The organism is Micromonospora sp. H61, assembly GCF_018070325.1.
Lineage (GTDB): Bacteria > Actinomycetota > Actinomycetes > Mycobacteriales > Micromonosporaceae > Micromonospora > Micromonospora salmantinae.
On the sequence record NZ_JAGPXY010000014.1, the window covers coordinates 23,714 to 38,726 of the forward strand.

At 69.8% G+C, this 15,013-nt stretch carries 14 protein-coding genes and 2 tRNA genes; 7 read left to right on the forward strand and 9 right to left on the reverse strand.

All coding sequences use genetic code 11. The features are described from left to right. Positions 1–223: 223 nt before the first annotated feature. Positions 224–439 carry a hypothetical protein gene (locus KBX08_RS09850; RefSeq protein ID WP_210782620.1) on the reverse strand — a complete coding sequence of 72 codons (216 nt, stop codon included), beginning with the start codon at positions 437–439 and terminating at the stop codon, positions 224–226. Between KBX08_RS09850 and KBX08_RS09855 the strand changes: the two genes are divergently transcribed. Continuing rightward, a complete protein-coding gene (locus KBX08_RS09855) occupies positions 440–592 on the forward strand; it encodes a hypothetical protein (protein WP_210782622.1) in 153 nt (50 codons plus the stop codon). Between the two features lie 179 nt (positions 593–771). Here KBX08_RS09855 and KBX08_RS09860 read toward each other — a convergent pair whose 3' ends face one another. From KBX08_RS09860 to KBX08_RS09870, 3 genes are all read right to left on the reverse strand, one after another. Continuing rightward, a complete protein-coding gene (locus KBX08_RS09860) occupies positions 772–1,053 on the reverse strand; it encodes an SCO0607 family lipoprotein (RefSeq protein WP_247669168.1) in 282 nt (93 codons plus the stop codon). Between the two features lie 187 nt (positions 1,054–1,240). Continuing rightward, positions 1,241–1,316, reverse strand: a tRNA-Arg gene (locus KBX08_RS09865). A gap of 35 nt (positions 1,317–1,351) precedes the next feature. Continuing rightward, positions 1,352–1,442: transfer RNA gene (locus KBX08_RS09870), tRNA-Ser, on the reverse strand. A gap of 239 nt (positions 1,443–1,681) precedes the next feature. Here KBX08_RS09870 and KBX08_RS33720 point away from each other — a divergent pair. Continuing rightward, positions 1,682–2,980: a hypothetical protein gene (locus KBX08_RS33720; RefSeq protein ID WP_247669169.1), complete on the forward strand. Its 1,299-nt coding sequence runs from the start codon at positions 1,682–1,684 to the stop codon at positions 2,978–2,980. Between the two features lie 4 nt (positions 2,981–2,984). Here the strand turns inward: KBX08_RS33720 and KBX08_RS09880 are convergent, their stop codons facing one another. Then, positions 2,985–3,755 carry a CPBP family intramembrane glutamic endopeptidase gene (locus tag KBX08_RS09880; RefSeq protein ID WP_210782626.1) on the reverse strand — a complete coding sequence of 257 codons (771 nt, stop codon included), beginning with the start codon at positions 3,753–3,755 and terminating at the stop codon, positions 2,985–2,987. Between the two features lie 144 nt (positions 3,756–3,899). Here KBX08_RS09880 and KBX08_RS09885 point away from each other — a divergent pair, with 144 nt between their 5' ends. Next, entirely contained in the window at positions 3,900–5,015 is a 1,116-nt protein-coding gene (locus tag KBX08_RS09885; RefSeq protein WP_210782628.1) for a globin domain-containing protein, read from the forward strand. Between the two features lie 69 nt (positions 5,016–5,084). Here KBX08_RS09885 and KBX08_RS09890 read toward each other — a convergent pair whose 3' ends face one another. Then, positions 5,085–6,614 carry a peptide deformylase gene (locus KBX08_RS09890; RefSeq protein ID WP_210782630.1) on the reverse strand — a complete coding sequence of 510 codons (1,530 nt, stop codon included), beginning with the start codon at positions 6,612–6,614 and terminating at the stop codon, positions 5,085–5,087. 326 nt (positions 6,615–6,940) lie between these two features. Between KBX08_RS09890 and KBX08_RS09895 the strand changes: the two genes are divergently transcribed. Continuing rightward, entirely contained in the window at positions 6,941–7,717 is a 777-nt protein-coding gene (locus KBX08_RS09895) for an IucA/IucC family C-terminal-domain containing protein (RefSeq protein ID WP_210782632.1), read from the forward strand. A 36-nt stretch (positions 7,718–7,753) separates the two neighbouring features. Here the strand turns inward: KBX08_RS09895 and KBX08_RS09900 are convergent, their stop codons facing one another. After that, entirely contained in the window at positions 7,754–9,487 is a 1,734-nt protein-coding gene (locus tag KBX08_RS09900) for a hypothetical protein (RefSeq protein WP_247669180.1), read from the reverse strand. A gap of 314 nt (positions 9,488–9,801) precedes the next feature. Here KBX08_RS09900 and KBX08_RS09905 point away from each other — a divergent pair, with 314 nt between their 5' ends. Next, on the forward strand, positions 9,802–10,512 hold the full coding sequence (locus KBX08_RS09905; protein ID WP_210782636.1) for a class I SAM-dependent methyltransferase: 711 nt from the start codon (positions 9,802–9,804) through the stop codon (positions 10,510–10,512). A 147-nt stretch (positions 10,513–10,659) separates the two neighbouring features. On the opposite strand, the gene KBX08_RS09910 is transcribed toward KBX08_RS09905, so the two are convergent. Next, positions 10,660–11,202, reverse strand: coding sequence for a YbhB/YbcL family Raf kinase inhibitor-like protein (locus KBX08_RS09910; protein WP_210782638.1), 543 nt, complete (start codon positions 11,200–11,202; stop codon positions 10,660–10,662). A gap of 143 nt (positions 11,203–11,345) precedes the next feature. Here KBX08_RS09910 and KBX08_RS09915 point away from each other — a divergent pair, with 143 nt between their 5' ends. Together KBX08_RS09915 and KBX08_RS09920 are read left to right on the forward strand one after the other, a co-directional pair. Further along, positions 11,346–11,501 (forward strand): hypothetical protein, encoded by a 156-nt coding sequence (locus KBX08_RS09915; protein WP_210782640.1) that lies wholly within the window; start codon positions 11,346–11,348, stop codon positions 11,499–11,501. Positions 11,502–11,579: 78 nt separating this feature from the next. Then, positions 11,580–12,755, forward strand: coding sequence for a low temperature requirement protein A (locus KBX08_RS09920; protein WP_210782645.1), 1,176 nt, complete (start codon positions 11,580–11,582; stop codon positions 12,753–12,755). 644 nt (positions 12,756–13,399) lie between these two features. On the opposite strand, the gene KBX08_RS09925 is transcribed toward KBX08_RS09920, so the two are convergent. After that, positions 13,400–14,611 (reverse strand): helix-turn-helix domain-containing protein, encoded by a 1,212-nt coding sequence (locus KBX08_RS09925; RefSeq protein ID WP_210782647.1) that lies wholly within the window; start codon positions 14,609–14,611, stop codon positions 13,400–13,402. Positions 14,612–15,013 lie beyond the last annotated feature (402 nt).

The following is a 15,013-nucleotide window of genomic DNA, read 5'->3' on the forward strand; positions in this document are numbered from 1 at the left end:
GCGACCGCCGCGACATCGGCATGACGATGCCGTCGCAGCACTGGGACGGATTGTTAACGCTAACAGCGATTTCTGTAAATTCTTGTCGCTGATCTGGCCCACGTCAAGCGCCAGCAACCCGGGCGTCCTGCCGGCGCGACGGCCGCCGGAAAGGCGGAAGGGCATGGTGGTGCTGCTGGGGTGCCCGTGACACGTACGCCGACATGAGCGAAGTCGCGGTAGGTCAGACCAGTCCGCCGAAGCGATCGACGCGAACGGATCCACAATCGTCCGCGCGGCCAACGCCATCCCGTTCCGGATCCTGGAGGTCGGAGCCGGCGGCGACCTGACGCTGCGAGACGCCACCATCAAGGGCGGCCAAGCCGAGGGTGGGGTCGGCGCCGGCGGCGGCGGCATCCGGATCGACGTCGGCGGCAGGGCTGTCATCGAGAACACCCACGTGGTCTACAACCACAACATCTCCATCCTGGCACCCGGCGGGATCTTCAACGACGGCGGCCAGGTCACCGTGGACCAGAAGACGGTGATCAGCGGCAACCGGCCCACGAACTGCACACCCAGCTCACCGCCGGTGCCCAACTGCTTCGGCTGATCATCCGATCGGTACGACACTCGGGTAGCTGGCACGGAGGTATCGGAGCAACATCCGGTCCCGCACAGGTTCGGTCACGAAGACCGAACCTGCGGCGGGACCGGATGCCGTCCGCGGAACGACCGCAGGGACTCGAACCGTCACTTTTCTGCCGGGCGACGATCCTCCGGGTGGGCGGCTCAGGTATCGATGATGTTGTTGTTCGCGTCGATGCCGTGGCTGCGCCAGTAGACGTCCCACTCGTCGTCGACGTGCTGCGGGACCTTGCCCTCCGGGTAGCGGACGTACGGCGGGGTCGGCTCCTGCCCATCCGGGAAGCAGGCGCTGCCGCCCTGCCCGCCCACCGCGATCGCCGGATACTCACCGCCAGCGCAGATGTCCTCCCGGAACGAACAACCGGTGGTGACCATCAGCCCACCCAGGCCGACCGCGGCCAGGGCGATCATGATTCGCGTTCGCATGGAGGGAATTCTGGTCGCCGCGACCGCGCCTGCCATCCGTACGCGTACTCATCTCGAGCCGGGCGTCACGATTCCTCGCCCAGGGTCGACCAGGCCGATGGGGCGAGCAGAACAGCACAACAGCGTCCGACACGTGACCCCATACAAAACAGGGAACATAGCCGATTGGCTATGTTCCCTGTTCAGGTGGTGCGCCCGAAGGGACTCGAACCCCTAACCTTCTGATCCGTAGTCAGATGCTCTATCCATTGAGCTACGGGCGCTTGTGCTCAGCCAGTGTACACACCCGGCTTTCGCGCGGAGACTCCGGGATTCGAACCCGGGAGGGGCTTTAAGACCCCAACCGCATTAGCAGTGCGGCGCCATAGACCAGACTAGGCGAAGTCTCCCCGGTGATCCTCAGACCACCGCGCCCGAGGATACAGGTCACCACCCACCGGGAGCAAAACGACTTCCGGGGTACGCCCACCGCGACCCGCCGCCGTCCGTGTTTCCACGCTGTGCGTCGGCGTGATCGGGACTACGCTCCATCGATATGCAGGAGCAGCCGCCCAGCGAGTCGACCCGTCGAGAGCCTGCTGAACGAGCGCGTCGGCGCTCCCCACGGGCCACCTTCAGGCCGCCGATCGTGGCCGAGGAGCCCACCGAGACGGTGGAGCCGGCTGAGACACCGGCACCGCCGGCAGCCGACTCGGCGAGCCAGCGTCCCCCTCGACGGGCCAAGGCTGCCCCGGCGGTGCTCTTCCAGCCACCGGAGCCGGACCGCCCCCTGCCTCGACAGCCTCGACGCGCACCGACCGAGCTGACCGCCGAGGCGATCGCGGAGCAGCCGGAGCACGCGGAGCAGCCGACCGGCGACCAACCGAGCCCAGCAACCGGCCTCGCATCGACACCGCCGAAGGCTCGGACCGCCCCTGTTCGCAGGGCTGCCCCTCGGCAGGCAGCCGACACGCCGGCCGAGGTGACCCCCGCCACGCCGGCACCCCGCAAGCGCGCCGCACAACCCACCAAGGCCGCGAGCAGCACCGAAGCCGCAAGCACTACCGAACCGCAGACCACCACAGCCGCGAGCAACACCGGCGAGGCGAGCACCATCACGCCAACGGCCCCGGCCAAAGCCGCAAAGACCACCAAGCGCGCGGCCACCCCACGAAAGAGCACCACGCCGACAAAGAGCACCCCGCCGACAAAGCCCGCCCCCGAACCCGTGGTCGGGCCGCAGACGGCGCGCACCGAGCAGTTGGCCTCGGCAGCCCCCGCCGCGCGGCAGGTTGAGCCGGCTCTGGGGCGTACCCCGGAATCGGAGCTGCGCGCGGTCGCCGTGCGCGTGCTCGACCACCCTGGCTTCGCACCGGAGCTGTTGGCTCTGGCTGCGGTGCGGACGTTCGGGCCCGGCGCGGCGGGGTGGGCCGCTGGGTTGCGCGACCGGTATCCGGACGCCTCGGCGGACGGCCTGGCCCGGTTGGCGGCCCGGCGGTTCGTCCGCTCGGCGGGTGCGGGTGGGGCGACCGCCGCGCTGGCCGGCTTCTTCGCGCCGCTGGCCGAGTTGGCGGCGGTGCTGTGGACGCACTCGGAGCTGGTGCTGCACCTGGCCGCGGCGTACGGCAAGGATCCGACGCATCCTGACCGGGCCGTCGACCTGTTGGTGCTGACCCAGGTGCACCCGGATCGGGCGAGCGCGGCGGCGGCCCTGGCCGCCGCCGAGTCGCCGGGTGACCCGGTCGAGGGGGCGTGGCCGCGGGCGGCGGAGGCGGCTTGGCGGTTGGCCGCGCCGCTCACGGCGCAGGCCGGTGGTTGGGTCGCGTTGCGGCTGGTGGCCCGGTTGCTGCCGGGCGCGGCGGTGCTCGCGGCGGCGTTGGGCGACGCGGCGGCGGCCGACCGGCTCGCGGCCCGAACGGTGGCCGCCTACCGACCCGACCGGCGCTGACGGGTCAGAGCCAGTCGAACCATTCCCGGGGCAGCAGCGCGTAGCCGACGAAGGCGAACACGTCGAGCAGGGTGTGCGCGATGATCAGCGGCATCACCCGCCGGGTGCGCAGGTAGAAGAGGCTGAACACGACGCCCATGATCGCGTTGCCGACGAACGCGCCGAAGCCTTGGTAGAGGTGGTACGAGCCGCGCAGCAGCGCGCTGGCCGCGATGATCGCGGCCAGCCGCCACTGGAGCTGACGCAGCCGGGTGACCAGGTAACCGACCACGATCACCTCTTCCAGCACGGCGTTCTGCACGGCGGCGAGAATCAGCACCGGAACCGTCCACCAGACGTCCGGCAGCGCGGCCGGCACCAGCGTGGCGTTGAGGCCCAGATGGGCCGCCACCCAGAACAGCGCCAGCCCGGGTAGGCCGATGAGCGCTGCCAGGCCGGCGCCGCGCGCCACGTCCTGACCGGGCCGCTGGGCGTCCAGGCCGAGGGTCCGCGCCGGGTCGCCGGAGTCACGACTGAGCAGGTGTACGGCGAGCAGCACCGGCAGCAGCGCGAACACGATGCCGAGCAGCTGGTACGTGAGATCCAGCCAGGGGCGGGCCGACGCCGAGGTGTTCAGCGAGGCGGTCTGCTTGGAGAGCGGACCGTCGGCGGTCAACTTCGCGATGATCGAGACCACCGCGTAGATCGCGGACTGGCCGAGGGAGAGGCCGAGGACCAGCAGCGTCTCGGTGCCCAGCAGTCGGCGGGACACCGGGCGGGTCAGCTCAACGGTCACCGCACCACTCTGCCCGACGTGCGGCACCCGTGACATGGCCGACCGGCCACCATGAGCCGATCGCACATTCTGTGCGACCAGTCGACACGCTCCGTGGAGATTCTATGGGCGCCCGATCCGTTGCCGTCTGGAGAAGGAGCGTCCGTGGACAACCTCGCGCGGTTGCTGAAGGAGAGCTGGACCCTGGTCGAGGACGACCGGGTCCGGTTGAGCGGTCACTTCTACGCTCGGCTGTTCCTGCTCGACCCCGCCCTGCGGCAACTGTTCCCGGTGCAGATGACCGGCCAGGGCGACCGTCTACTCGAAGCGATCATCACGGCGATCCACACTGTGGACGACCCGGAGAGCTTCGACGAGTTCCTCCGGGCGCTGGGCCGCGACCACCGCAAGTACCACGTCGACGAGCGGCACTACGCCACGATGGGCGTCGCACTTCTGGACGCGCTGCGCAGCACCGCCGGCGACGGCTGGAACCTGGAGTACGACCAGGCGTGGCGGGAGGCGTACGCGGCGATCGCCGCCCTGATGGTGGCCGGCGCCGCCTCCGACGACGACCCGCCGTTCTGGCACGCCGAGGTGCTGACCCACGAGCGGTACGGCCCGGACACCGCCGTGCTGACCTGCCGGGCGTTGCAGCATCCGCTGCGCTGGCAGGCGGGGCAGTACGTGAGCCTGGAGGTGCCCCGCTACCACCCCCGGGTGTGGCGTAACTACTCGGTGGCGAACGCCCCGAACGACGACAACGTGCTGGAGTTCCACGTGCGGTCTCCGGGGGCCGGCTGGGTGTCCGGCGCCCTGGTGCGGCGGGTGCGGCCGGGTGACCTGCTCCGCCTGGCGGCGCCGATGGGGTCGATGACCCTGGACCGCGCCTCGGAACGGGACATCCTCTGCGTGGCCGGCGGCGTCGGGCTGGCGCCGATCAAGGCGCTGGTGGAGGAGTTGGCCACCTTCAACCGGACCCGGTGGGTGCACGTCTTCTACGGCGCACGGCAGGCGGGCGACCTGTACGGCCTGGACGGGTTGCAGGAGTTGGTGGCCGTACACCCGTGGTTGTCGGTCACCGCGGCGTGCAGTGAGGACCCGGACTTCGACGGTGAGCAGGGCGAGATCCCGGAGGTCGTGGCCCGGTACGGCCCGTGGACCACGCACGACTGCTTCGTCTCCGGTGCCGCCCGGATGGTCCGGTCCACCCTGCGGGTGCTCGCCGCGGACAACGTGCCGCCGCCGCACATCCGCTACGACACCTTCGGTGACCTCTAGACGTTCCTCCCCCCACACCGGGGCGCGTGCCCCTGCCCCCTGGGGCACGCGCCCCGGTCCCTTTCTTGGTCAGTAGCGCCAGGGGTGCCCGCTCTCGCGGTACTCCTCCACCGGCACCAACGGCACACCGGGTGCCATCCGGTCGACGTAGAGCCGGCCCTCCAGGTGGTCGATCTCATGTGCGACCAGCCGGGCCATGCCGAATTCGAACGACGTGATGATCCGGCTGCCGTCCCACTGGGCGTGTTCCACGTCCAGTCGCAGCGGCCGGGGCACCAGACCTCGGTGGTCGAAGAAGGAGAGGCAGCCCTCGTACTGCTCGTCGGTCTCCGGGTCGGCGTCGACCACCCGGGGGTTGAGCAGCACGACCGGCTCCGCCGACCGGTCGGGGGGCCGCACCACGGCCGCGGCGCGGCCGATGCCGAACTGCGGTGCCGCGACGCCCACTCCCTTGCTGAACGGGTGCAGCTCGTCGAGCCGGGCCAGGGCCATGGTGAGCCGGTCGACCAGGTCCCGGGCGACGTGTTCCTCGCCGGGCAGGTCGAAGGGGCGGGCCCGCTGGCGGAGCAGGTCGTCCCCGCGTTGCACGATCCCGAGGCCGCGCATCCGGTCGCTGGGTCGGACCCGGGCGCCGCCGGGGCCGACGTCCGGTTCGGTGTCCGGACGGGCACGGAACCGCCACTGCATCCGGTAGCGGGCATTCAACGGGGGGTCGTCGGTCTGCCAGTCGTAGATCACCCGATCGCCCTCGTCGTGACGCTGCGGCGCCGTCCGCAGCGGGCCCTCCTCCGCGCTGAGCGAGGTCTCCACGCCCCAGACCTGCGGGTCGAGGGCCGCGGGCAGGTCCAGGCGTACGGCGAGCTGCCGGGTGGGCAGTCGGACGGCTCGCTGGAACCAGGGGCCCCACTTCTCGTGCCCGACGCTGTACGCGTACTCGATGGTGGCCCGGTCGCCCGGGTAGAGGGGGAAGCGTCGCTCCCCGTTCTCGAAGAGCAGCCAGATCTCCTTGAACGCGTCGCGATCGTGCTTGGCGCGCCAGTGCATCGGCTCCGGGTCTCCGCCGCCGTCGTCTCGGCGGGCCTGTATCTGCAGTTCGGCGAAGGTGAGGGGGTGCTCCCGGTGGTGCCGGTTGGAGCGGCCGGGGTCGTTCGGGTAGCGGTCGACGGCGACCCGGACCAGGTAGCGGGTGACCGGTTCGGTGCCGGCGTTGTACAGCTCACGGTGGATGACGCACCGGTAGCCCTCGTCGACGTGGGTGAGGGTGGCCAGCTCCCGTTCCACGACCAGGCCGGTGCCGGGTGGCAGCCACTGGCCTGGCAGGTACGGCTCGCGGTTCGGCTGACCGGCCCGGGCGTGCCGTAGGTCGTCGTACTCCCGGAAGCGCTGCCAGATCGCGCCGCTTGCCTCCAGGACGGCCTCCGCGCGGCGGGCGAAGTCCTCGGTCGGCCGGTGCCGCCGCCCCTCGACGTGGCTCACGTAGGACGGGTCGAACCCCATCAGGACGGCCAGTTGCTTCTTGGACAGCCCGCGCCCGGTCCGTTGCCGGGCGAGTTCGGCCGCGAAGGAGTCGGCAGCCCGTTCGAGGGGTGAGGTCGTCATGAGCTTCCTCGTGGCCGGGGCTATAAGTTTCACGTTCCGTACGCGACCACACACGCAAGTGGCATGTTTTCGACACACCGCTTGACAATTAACCGATGGCCGTCGATTGTGCGGCGGCGTTTCCCAGCACTGACTCCGGGTAGTACGCGAAGCACTACTCCCGTCGGATACGGGGTGACCTGGGCGTCCGGGATGTGACCAAGGTGAGGCTTCCCTTACGGTCAGGGGGTTGGTTAGGCTAGCCTTAGCTCAGGACGGCACTGGTTCGTCCGCCGGGGCGCACTCCTCGGTCACACAGACAGGGGACGACTCAGGTGACAGCGGTGATGCCACGGCGGGATACCGCCACCACGCCGCTCGCCCCCGTCACCGCGGCGCTCCGGGCCATGTTCGGCACCGACGACCTCCCCGGCCTCGCCCGGGGCCTGCTGGTCGACGACGAGCTCGGCTGGGCGCCCGCCACCACCCTGATCGACGGCAGCCGGCTGCCGGAGCTGTTGAACGGCGCCGCCGTCCGCTGGGGCGGCACCCCGCACGCCTGCGCGGCGTTGGCCTGGAAGTCCTACAGCTACTGGGCAGCGCTGCCGGTCGTGCTCGGCTGGGCCTCCGCCCGACGGGTGCCACTGCTCGATCCGGCCGACCTGCTGATCCACTTCGAGGACCATCGGCAACTGCTCACCATGGGCATGCGCCGGGGTACCACAGTGGCGGTGCTGCCGAACGACCCGCTGGCGCTCGCCGGCCTGCCGGAGGTGCGGGTCGTCGCCGACGAGGCGGAGCTGCTGGCCGCGCTGCGCGCGTCCCTGCTCGACGCGCACCTGGCACCGCTCATCACGGCGATCCAGTCCGAGGTCCGGGTGGGCACCCGGACGCTGCTCGGCTCGGTTGCCTCCGGCATCGCGCACGGCATCCTGCGGGCCGCGGACGCCCTGCCCGGCTCCACGGTGCAGAGCATCGACACACTGCTCGGCGCACTCGACCTGGCCGACCTGATCGAACTGGTGCCGGGGCCGACCGGTGAGCCGACAGTGCAGCGCCGCACCTGCTGTCTCGCCTTCACCCTGCCCCGCCCGAAGGTCTGCCAGGGCTGCTGCGTCCGGTAGGGCCTGTTTCGCCTAGGTCAGGCTGGGCCGCACTGCTCAGTCGGTCAACGACCGGACATCCCACACCCACACGCCGCCGGTGAAGACCGGTTGGATCCCGGTCAGCTCGGTCATGCCCCGGCGCAGCGCGGCCTCGTGCTCGTGTGGCCCGAGGATGACCACCCCGGCCCGCCAGTAGCGCAGGTCGTCGACCGCTCGGACCCGGGTCTGCGGGGTGATCGGCGGCACCGCCCCGGTGCGCCGGATGGTGCCGAAGAAGCTGCCGGTGGGGCGGGGAGTCGCACCGAACAACGCAACCTTCGGCGGATCGGCGTTCGGGCGGGTGTCCGGGCCGAGGAAGTAGCCACGGGCCAGCGGCATGTCCAGCCGGGTCGCGGCGGACCAGCGCAGCGGCTCGGCGTAGGTGGTGTCCGGCAACGGCAGGGTCACCACACTGCGCCCACCGGTCACGTACGGCCGCCAGGCCCCACTCGTCACGAAGCTGGGGACCGGGTCGAGGCGGGCCACGGGCAGCGGGGTGGGGACGATCGGCAACAGGGCCATCGTGAGCACGGTGGCGGTGACGAAGCGGACCTGCCCGCGAGCGGCCGGGTGCGCGTCGGCCAACTCGCGGGCACGTTCGGCGCCGTAGGCGAGCAGCAGCCCGATGATCGGGGTGATCGCCAACGCCCAGCGTGTCGGCACCACCGAGTGCAGGATGGGCAGGTTCTCCAGCGCCGCCCAGGGGCCCGGCACACCCGTACCCCGGTTGTCGAAGCGGACCTCCCGACCCAGCGACAGCACCGCGAAGAGCAACCCGAGCGCGGCCAGCGCGAGCACCACGATCGAGCGGCGCAGCCACCAGACCAGGGCGATCACCAACACCACCAGCGCCCAACCGAAGAAGCTGTTCTCCTCGGTCGGGTTCTTGGCCAGGCCCGCGGCGGTACGCGCGCTGCCGGCCAGTGATTCCCGGGAGTACGCGACGAACGAGGCCACGTCGCTGGAGTAGCCGCGGATCAGGCGGGACAGCCCGGAGTACGCGTCCGGTCCGAAGAACTGGACGTACAGGGGGTACGCGAGCAGGAGCAGGGCGACCCCGGCGGCGACGGCCAGCCCGGCGAGGAAGGATCGGGCCCGCGACCGTAGCTCCGCGCGGCCGAGGGCGAGCACGCCGACGATCACGCCGAGCCCGATCGCGGTCATCAGCAGGATCTCCAGGTTGAGGAACGCCTGCCAGACGATGACCAGCGCGAGGAGGACCCCGTTGCGCAGCCAGCGGCCGGGTTCACCGAGTCGTAGCGTGCGCCAGATGATCAACGGGACGACGAACTGCGACACGATGTTCGGGTGCCCATTGGCGTGCGACACCATGGCCGGCGCGAACGCGCAGAAGCCGGCGCCCAGCCACGCCGGCCCTCGGCTGCCGATCAGGACCCGGGAGAGCAGGAAATACCAGGCGGTGGCGGTGGCAATCATGCCGGCGGTGAGAAAGATCAGAAATGACGCCCGCGGCCCGAACAGCAGGGTGAACGGCGTCATTGGCAATGAAATGGATAATACGGACGTATTGGCCATCAGATTGACGCCGTCGGGGACGTTCATCTGATTGGAATGGAACGGATACGCAAAGTGCGTGACTACTCGCGCACCGTGGGCCATCATCCATTCGAACTGCGACTGATCGGACTGGTTGTCCCGCACATCGCTGCGCGGGTCCAGCCAGAGTCGACAGGTGACCCAGAAGCCGAGCACCACGAAGCTCAGCACGGCGGCCAGATCGGCCCACATCCCCCTGCGGGAAGGCCGAACGGCGGCGGAGGCCCCCTCCGCCGACGGCACGGCGGCCGGGCCGCCGCCGTCGCTGGGCACGTCCGGTTCAGGAGTAGTCATGACAATTCATAGGGTAGTCAGCGCATGGCGCCGCCGTGACATGTTTCGGGGTACTGCCGTACTATGTGCCGGGTTCGCCGACCGCCGATCACGAACCCACCCCCCGACCACAATTCGGCCACCCCGATGCCCCGATTCTTTCGCCGTCCCAGCGGATGATTCACTCTGTCGGTCCAGGCACGGGTCGAGTTCATATCGTGAGGAATCGACGCATGGCAGAAATCACTGGGGATCAGCGCGTGCAGTCCGAGGTGCTGGAAGGCCTGGCAACCGCTGTCAACCACCGTCGCTGGTTCATCGAACTGGCCGTGCCGTACCTCGGCGACGACCCGATCGAGATCGGCAGCGGTCTCGGTGACTACGCGCTGGAATGGTCCGAGCGGCTGCCGCGGTTCACCGCCACCGAGGCCGACCCGGCCCGGCTGGTGCAGCTCAAGGAGCGCCTCGCCGACCGTCCGAACGTCGACGTCCGGCAGATGCTGCTGCCGCACAACGACCGGGGCGACTACAGCGCGGCCGTCTCGTACAACGTCCTGGAGCACATCGAGGACCACGTGGGCGCGCTGGAGAGCATGCGCGACCTGGTCCGCCCCGGCGGCGCCGTGATCATCATCGTGCCCGCGTTCCAGTTCGCGATGGGCCCGGCCGACATCGCCACCGGGCACGTCCGCCGCTACACGAAGAAGACGCTCGGGGCGGCGATGACGGACGCAGGTCTGACCATCGAGAAGATGCACTACGCCAACGCGCTCGGGCTGATCGGCTACTTCATGGCCACCAAGGTCTTCCGGCTGATGCCGAAGGAAGGCCCGATGGTCAAGGTGTACGACACCCTCGTCCTGCCCGCCACCAAGGCCGCCGAGCAGCTCGTCCTGCCGCCGTTCGGCCAGTCCGTCTTCGCCGTAGCCCGCGTCCCAGCCTGACCCCGGCCCCGGCCCCGGCCCCGGCCCCGGCCCCGGCCCCGGCCCCGGCCCCGGCCCCGGCGATCTTGCACTTTCTGTCGTCCTTACGCCCTTTATGTCAGGGATGTCGGGACAGAAAATGCAAGATCGCGGGAGCTGGGGGCGGGGTTAGTCCTTGATCTGGTACGTGGGGCGGATTACCGCTCTCGCGAGGGTGTGGAACGTCAGGTTGAAGCCGACGTAGGCGGGGCTGGCGTCCGGAGTCAGGTCCAGGCGGTCGACGTCCAAGGCGTGCACCGCGAAGACGTACCGGTGCGGGCGGTCGCCGGGCGGCGGAGCCGCCCCGCCGTAGCCCTGCTCGCCGTAGTCGTTGCGGACCGAGAACGCCCCGCCGAGGTCGGTGCCCGCCGCACCACCAGCCCCGGTGGGCAACTGGGTGACGTTGACCGGCACGTTCACCAGCACCCAGTGCCAGAAGCCGCTGCCCGTCGGCGCGTCCGGGTCGTAGCAGGTCACCGTGAAGCTCTTCGTCTCGGCGGGGAAATCCGACCAGGTCAGCTGCGGCGAGACGTTGTCACCCCCGGTGCTGCCATGCGCGTGCCGGGCGTCCATCGGCTCGCCGTTCTGCACGTCGTCGCTCATCAGCGTGAACGAGGGCACCGTCGGCAGCAGCTCGTACGGGTCCGGGGCGATCGGTCGTTCCAGGGTCATGGGGACGCGTCCTTCCGATGTGCGGAGATACCAGCCCCTTCTTACCCCGCCGCGGCCCTCCCGACGACCGGAAGCACGCGCTGACCCAGTGTGGTTTCGCAGAGCTACGTTTGAGTTCGGGCAGCGTTCCGCAGGGGGACATCGTGGCCGGCATCTGGCGGGACTTCGTGGTGGCCGTCTTCACCGCGTTCCGCCGCCGGGACGAGCGAGCCATCGCCGACGAACGCCGACGCGGTGTCGAGCGACTGGCCGAGGAGACGATCCGCCGGGAGCGGCGGGCCACCGACCCGCCGGAGTGACCGCGAAGCGGGGTGCCGGACCGCCTCGGTGCAACCGGTGAAGATGACCTGATGGGGCGGACTTTTGGGGCACGACCGATGGCGACCCCGGAGACTCATCGACCCATTCTGTTCGAGGTCTTCTTTGACCTGGTCTTCGTCTTCGGCCTGATCCGGGTCACCACGTTCATGAGCCAGCGGCCCGCGCCGGTGACCTTGATGCAGGGATTCCTCGTACTCCTGCTGCTCTGGATCTCCTGGCTGGTCTACTCCTGGCTGGGCAACCACGTCCGGATCGACGTCGGGCTGATCCGTGCCGGTGTCACCGTCGCGATGGCGGCCGTCTTCCTCGTCGCTCTCGTCATCCCCGACGCCTGGGGGACCGGACCAGGTACGACGGGGTCCCGGCTGATCCTGGTGCTGGCGTACATCGTGCTTCGAGTTGTCGATCTGGTTCTCTTCCGCTGGGTGGCAGCGGGCAACCGGCAGGTGCGCAGGACCATTCGCCTCTACACCCTCTCCACCGCGCTGTCCTGGATTCCGCTCGTCCTCGGCGCCGTGTTCGGCGGCACCGCACAGATCCTGCTCTGGGCGCTGGCCCTCACCATCGACATGGGCGGCGGGGTGGTCTCCTCGATGCTGAGCGGTTGGCCCGTACGCAGCCCCGGCCACTTCGCCGAGCGGCACAGCCTCGTGGTGATCATTGCGCTCGGGGAGTCCCTGATCTCGGTCGCCGCCGGCATCGGGACTCAGCGGATCCGTGGACCCATCCTGCTGGCCGCGCTCCTCACCCTCTCCGTCACCGTGTGCCTGTACTGGCTCTACTCCGCGAGCGCGGCAACGTCCAGGCACGCGCTGACGACGGAGTCCGGGCTACGGCGCGCCCACGTCGGTGCGAATGCCTACAGCGTTGCCCACTTCCCGGTACTCGCCGGGACCATCTACGTGGCACTGGGAGTCGAGCAGGTGCTGGCCGGCCTGGCACATGAGGAGTCCCACGGCATCTCGGACTGGATGCCGACCGTCGCGTTGTTCGGCGGGACCGCCCTGTTCCTCGCGGGCCGGGCGACGTTCCTGAGTCTCAGCGTCCGGTGCGTGCGACCGGGGCAGCTCGTCGCTCCCGTCGTGGCGCTGCTGTTACTCCCCGTCGGCCGTCACCTGCCCGGCCTGGCCGCGCTCGGCCTGCTCACCGCGTTCCTCGCCGTGCTGCTCAGCTACGAGGCGTGGACCAGGCGATCGGCGACGAACGACCGGCCACAGAGTTCACCGGAGTGACCGGGCTGATCAACGCGCCCATCCAACGAACCGCTCGAACAACTCGCCAGCGGGGACGGCAGGCAGCTCCGTGAGCACGACCGCGTGCAGGCTGCCCAGATACATGGACAGCCCGATCCGGTCCCGGCCATACGCCTCGGACAGGCGTACTCGGGCCGGAGGGCAGGGCCATGGGGTGTCCTGCTCGCAGGTACGGCAGGTCCACTCGGGCCGTCGCGGGATGTGCTGGTCGGCGAGGCGGCTCGGCAAGACAGCGGCTGCCCGTTGACCCTGCGCCGCTCGGGCTTGCACGGCCGCCCTGGCGGTGGTGGGCACCTCACGCATCACCGGCCAACGCCGCCGTTGCGATAGTCGGTGGATCGGCGGCGGGCTTGAGCCAGCAACCGGGCTCGGGCGGCTTCCTGCTCTGCCTGTTGAATCGCAGGACCGGTAGCACCCTGCGGTGCAGGAATCGCCAGTCGCCTGGCTCGCTGGCGAAGCAGGTTGAACGGCCACATCATTGCGCTGCCCTCCCGTCTCAGGGGGCGGCGGCCATCGCCTCTAACCGGGCGACGCCGCACACCCACTGCAATCGTGAGAACACGCTAGGCAGCAACGACAGGCGCAAAGGGTACGCAGCGTACCCAGCGACAGGAGGTACCTCCCTACAGGTCTGGCACCGCGATCCGGCTCTCCAACTGGATCGCCTCGGCGCGGATGACCGCCGGTGCCTCCCGGGCCAACCGGCCTGCCAATTCCTGAGCCGCTGGTGAGTATCGGACCGTCTCGGGAGAGGTGGACTCCGCCAGGCCCAACAGGTGAAGCGTCGCCTCCCGCGCCCCTTCCAGGTCGGCAGAGCGGGCAAGCTCGACGTAGTGCCGGCCCCGCCGTTCGGTCGACGGGATCGACGCCGGGTCCAGCGAATGTGCTCGCCGTTGCGCCTCGTCAGGATCGCCCAGGTCGACTGCGCACATCACCGCGTACACGTCGACCAGGGGCCGCGACACTCGGGTGCGAAGGCCGACGAAGCCGCCCGGCAGGGCCTGCTCGACCACCCGGCGAGCCGCATCCCAGTCGGACCAGGCGCCCTGATCACCGGTACGAGCCCGCGTCAACGCAGTACACAGATGCAGGTCGGCCAGCATCTCGGCCCACTCATTGCCACCATCGGCGACTTGGGGCTCGATCAGACCGCGAGCCTCCTGTAACCGTTCCAACGCCTCATCGCCACGCCCGACCGCCCGCAGCAGGTGCGCCGCGTACCAGGTGGACTGGGCGATGGCTAGGGGGTCGTCGGCATCGAGGGCCGCAGCCATACCGCGGTCGACGGTCAGCCAACACAGCTCGCGGTCACCGTGCCAGGCAAGGTAAGCCTGCGCGAGGTGATGGGCCTGGGCGAGCAGGGCGAGGCAGGCACGCCGTTCGTCGCCGGTGTGCAGCCGGGTAGCTCGCTGAGTGGCTGAGAGCAGCCCGGGGAGAATGACGCTCACCTCAGTGCGTTGGTGCCGGGAGGTGTGCCAGGTCTGCCACGCGGAGTCGACAGCGCCGCGCAGGTAGTCGGGGGATTCCGGCTCACCGGAGACGGTGATGTGCCAAGCGGTCAGCGCGCGGCGGACGTCGCCAATGGCAGGGTGACTGGGTCGGCCGTCCAGGGACAGGGTCACCTGCGGCCCGAACAGATCACCGAGATCGCGTACGCCGAGGTGCGGCGCGACCTGCTGGGCGGCTCGCAATGTCAGGCTCCGGCGCCCGTTCTCCACGAACTTGATGGTGGTCGGTGACAGTCCGGCAAGGCCGGCGAGTTGTTCGCGAGACAGGCCGGCGGCTCGACGAAGCCGCTCGACGCGCTGGCCAGGGGTGGGTTGCTGATCCGCCATGAGGCACCTCGCCGTATTGGGTACATCGCGTATCCCGACCGTACGCCCCGATGAGGCGCCCGTCGATGCTGATCGACGCGCCGCTTGCCGAGCGCCTCGGCTTCCGATGCAACTCCTCTGCCGGCGAACCCGGCGCCTCACAGCGACCGAGCCTCGACTTAGATGATCATGTGGGTTCAGTAATGTCGAGGCATACCAAGCCTGAGACACCCTGACTTTCAGGAGGTCGAATGGGTCTAGCAAGCGGAGGGTATGAGATTCGAACCCACGGAGGCATCGCTGCCTTACCGGTTCTTAAGGCCGACCGTCGCAACCCCGCGACCTGCTTAAACGCGGACCCGCAGGCAGCCCATTGCCCAGCACTTACCGCAGCCGATGATCCGGATTGCTGCTCAAGGTCGA

Bases quoted from the DNA above. Each gene is read 5' to 3' on its own strand.
- KBX08_RS09860 (WP_247669168.1), bottom strand. From the start codon at position 1,053: ATGCGAACGCGAATCATGATCGCCCTGGCCGCGGTCGGCCTGGGTGGG.
- KBX08_RS09890 (WP_210782630.1), bottom strand. From the start codon at position 6,614: ATGACGACCTCACCCCTCGAACGGGCTGCCGACTCCTTCGCGGCCGAA.
- KBX08_RS09895 (WP_210782632.1), top strand. From the start codon at position 6,941: ATGCCACGGCGGGATACCGCCACCACGCCGCTCGCCCCCGTCACCGCG.
- KBX08_RS09900 (WP_247669180.1), bottom strand. From the start codon at position 9,487: ATGTGGGCCGATCTGGCCGCCGTGCTGAGCTTCGTGGTGCTCGGCTTC.
- KBX08_RS09905 (WP_210782636.1), top strand. From the start codon at position 9,802: ATGGCAGAAATCACTGGGGATCAGCGCGTGCAGTCCGAGGTGCTGGAA.
- KBX08_RS09910 (WP_210782638.1), bottom strand. From the start codon at position 11,202: ATGACCCTGGAACGACCGATCGCCCCGGACCCGTACGAGCTGCTGCCG.
- KBX08_RS09920 (WP_210782645.1), top strand. From the start codon at position 11,580: ATGGCGACCCCGGAGACTCATCGACCCATTCTGTTCGAGGTCTTCTTT.
- KBX08_RS09925 (WP_210782647.1), bottom strand. From the start codon at position 14,611: ATGGCGGATCAGCAACCCACCCCTGGCCAGCGCGTCGAGCGGCTTCGT.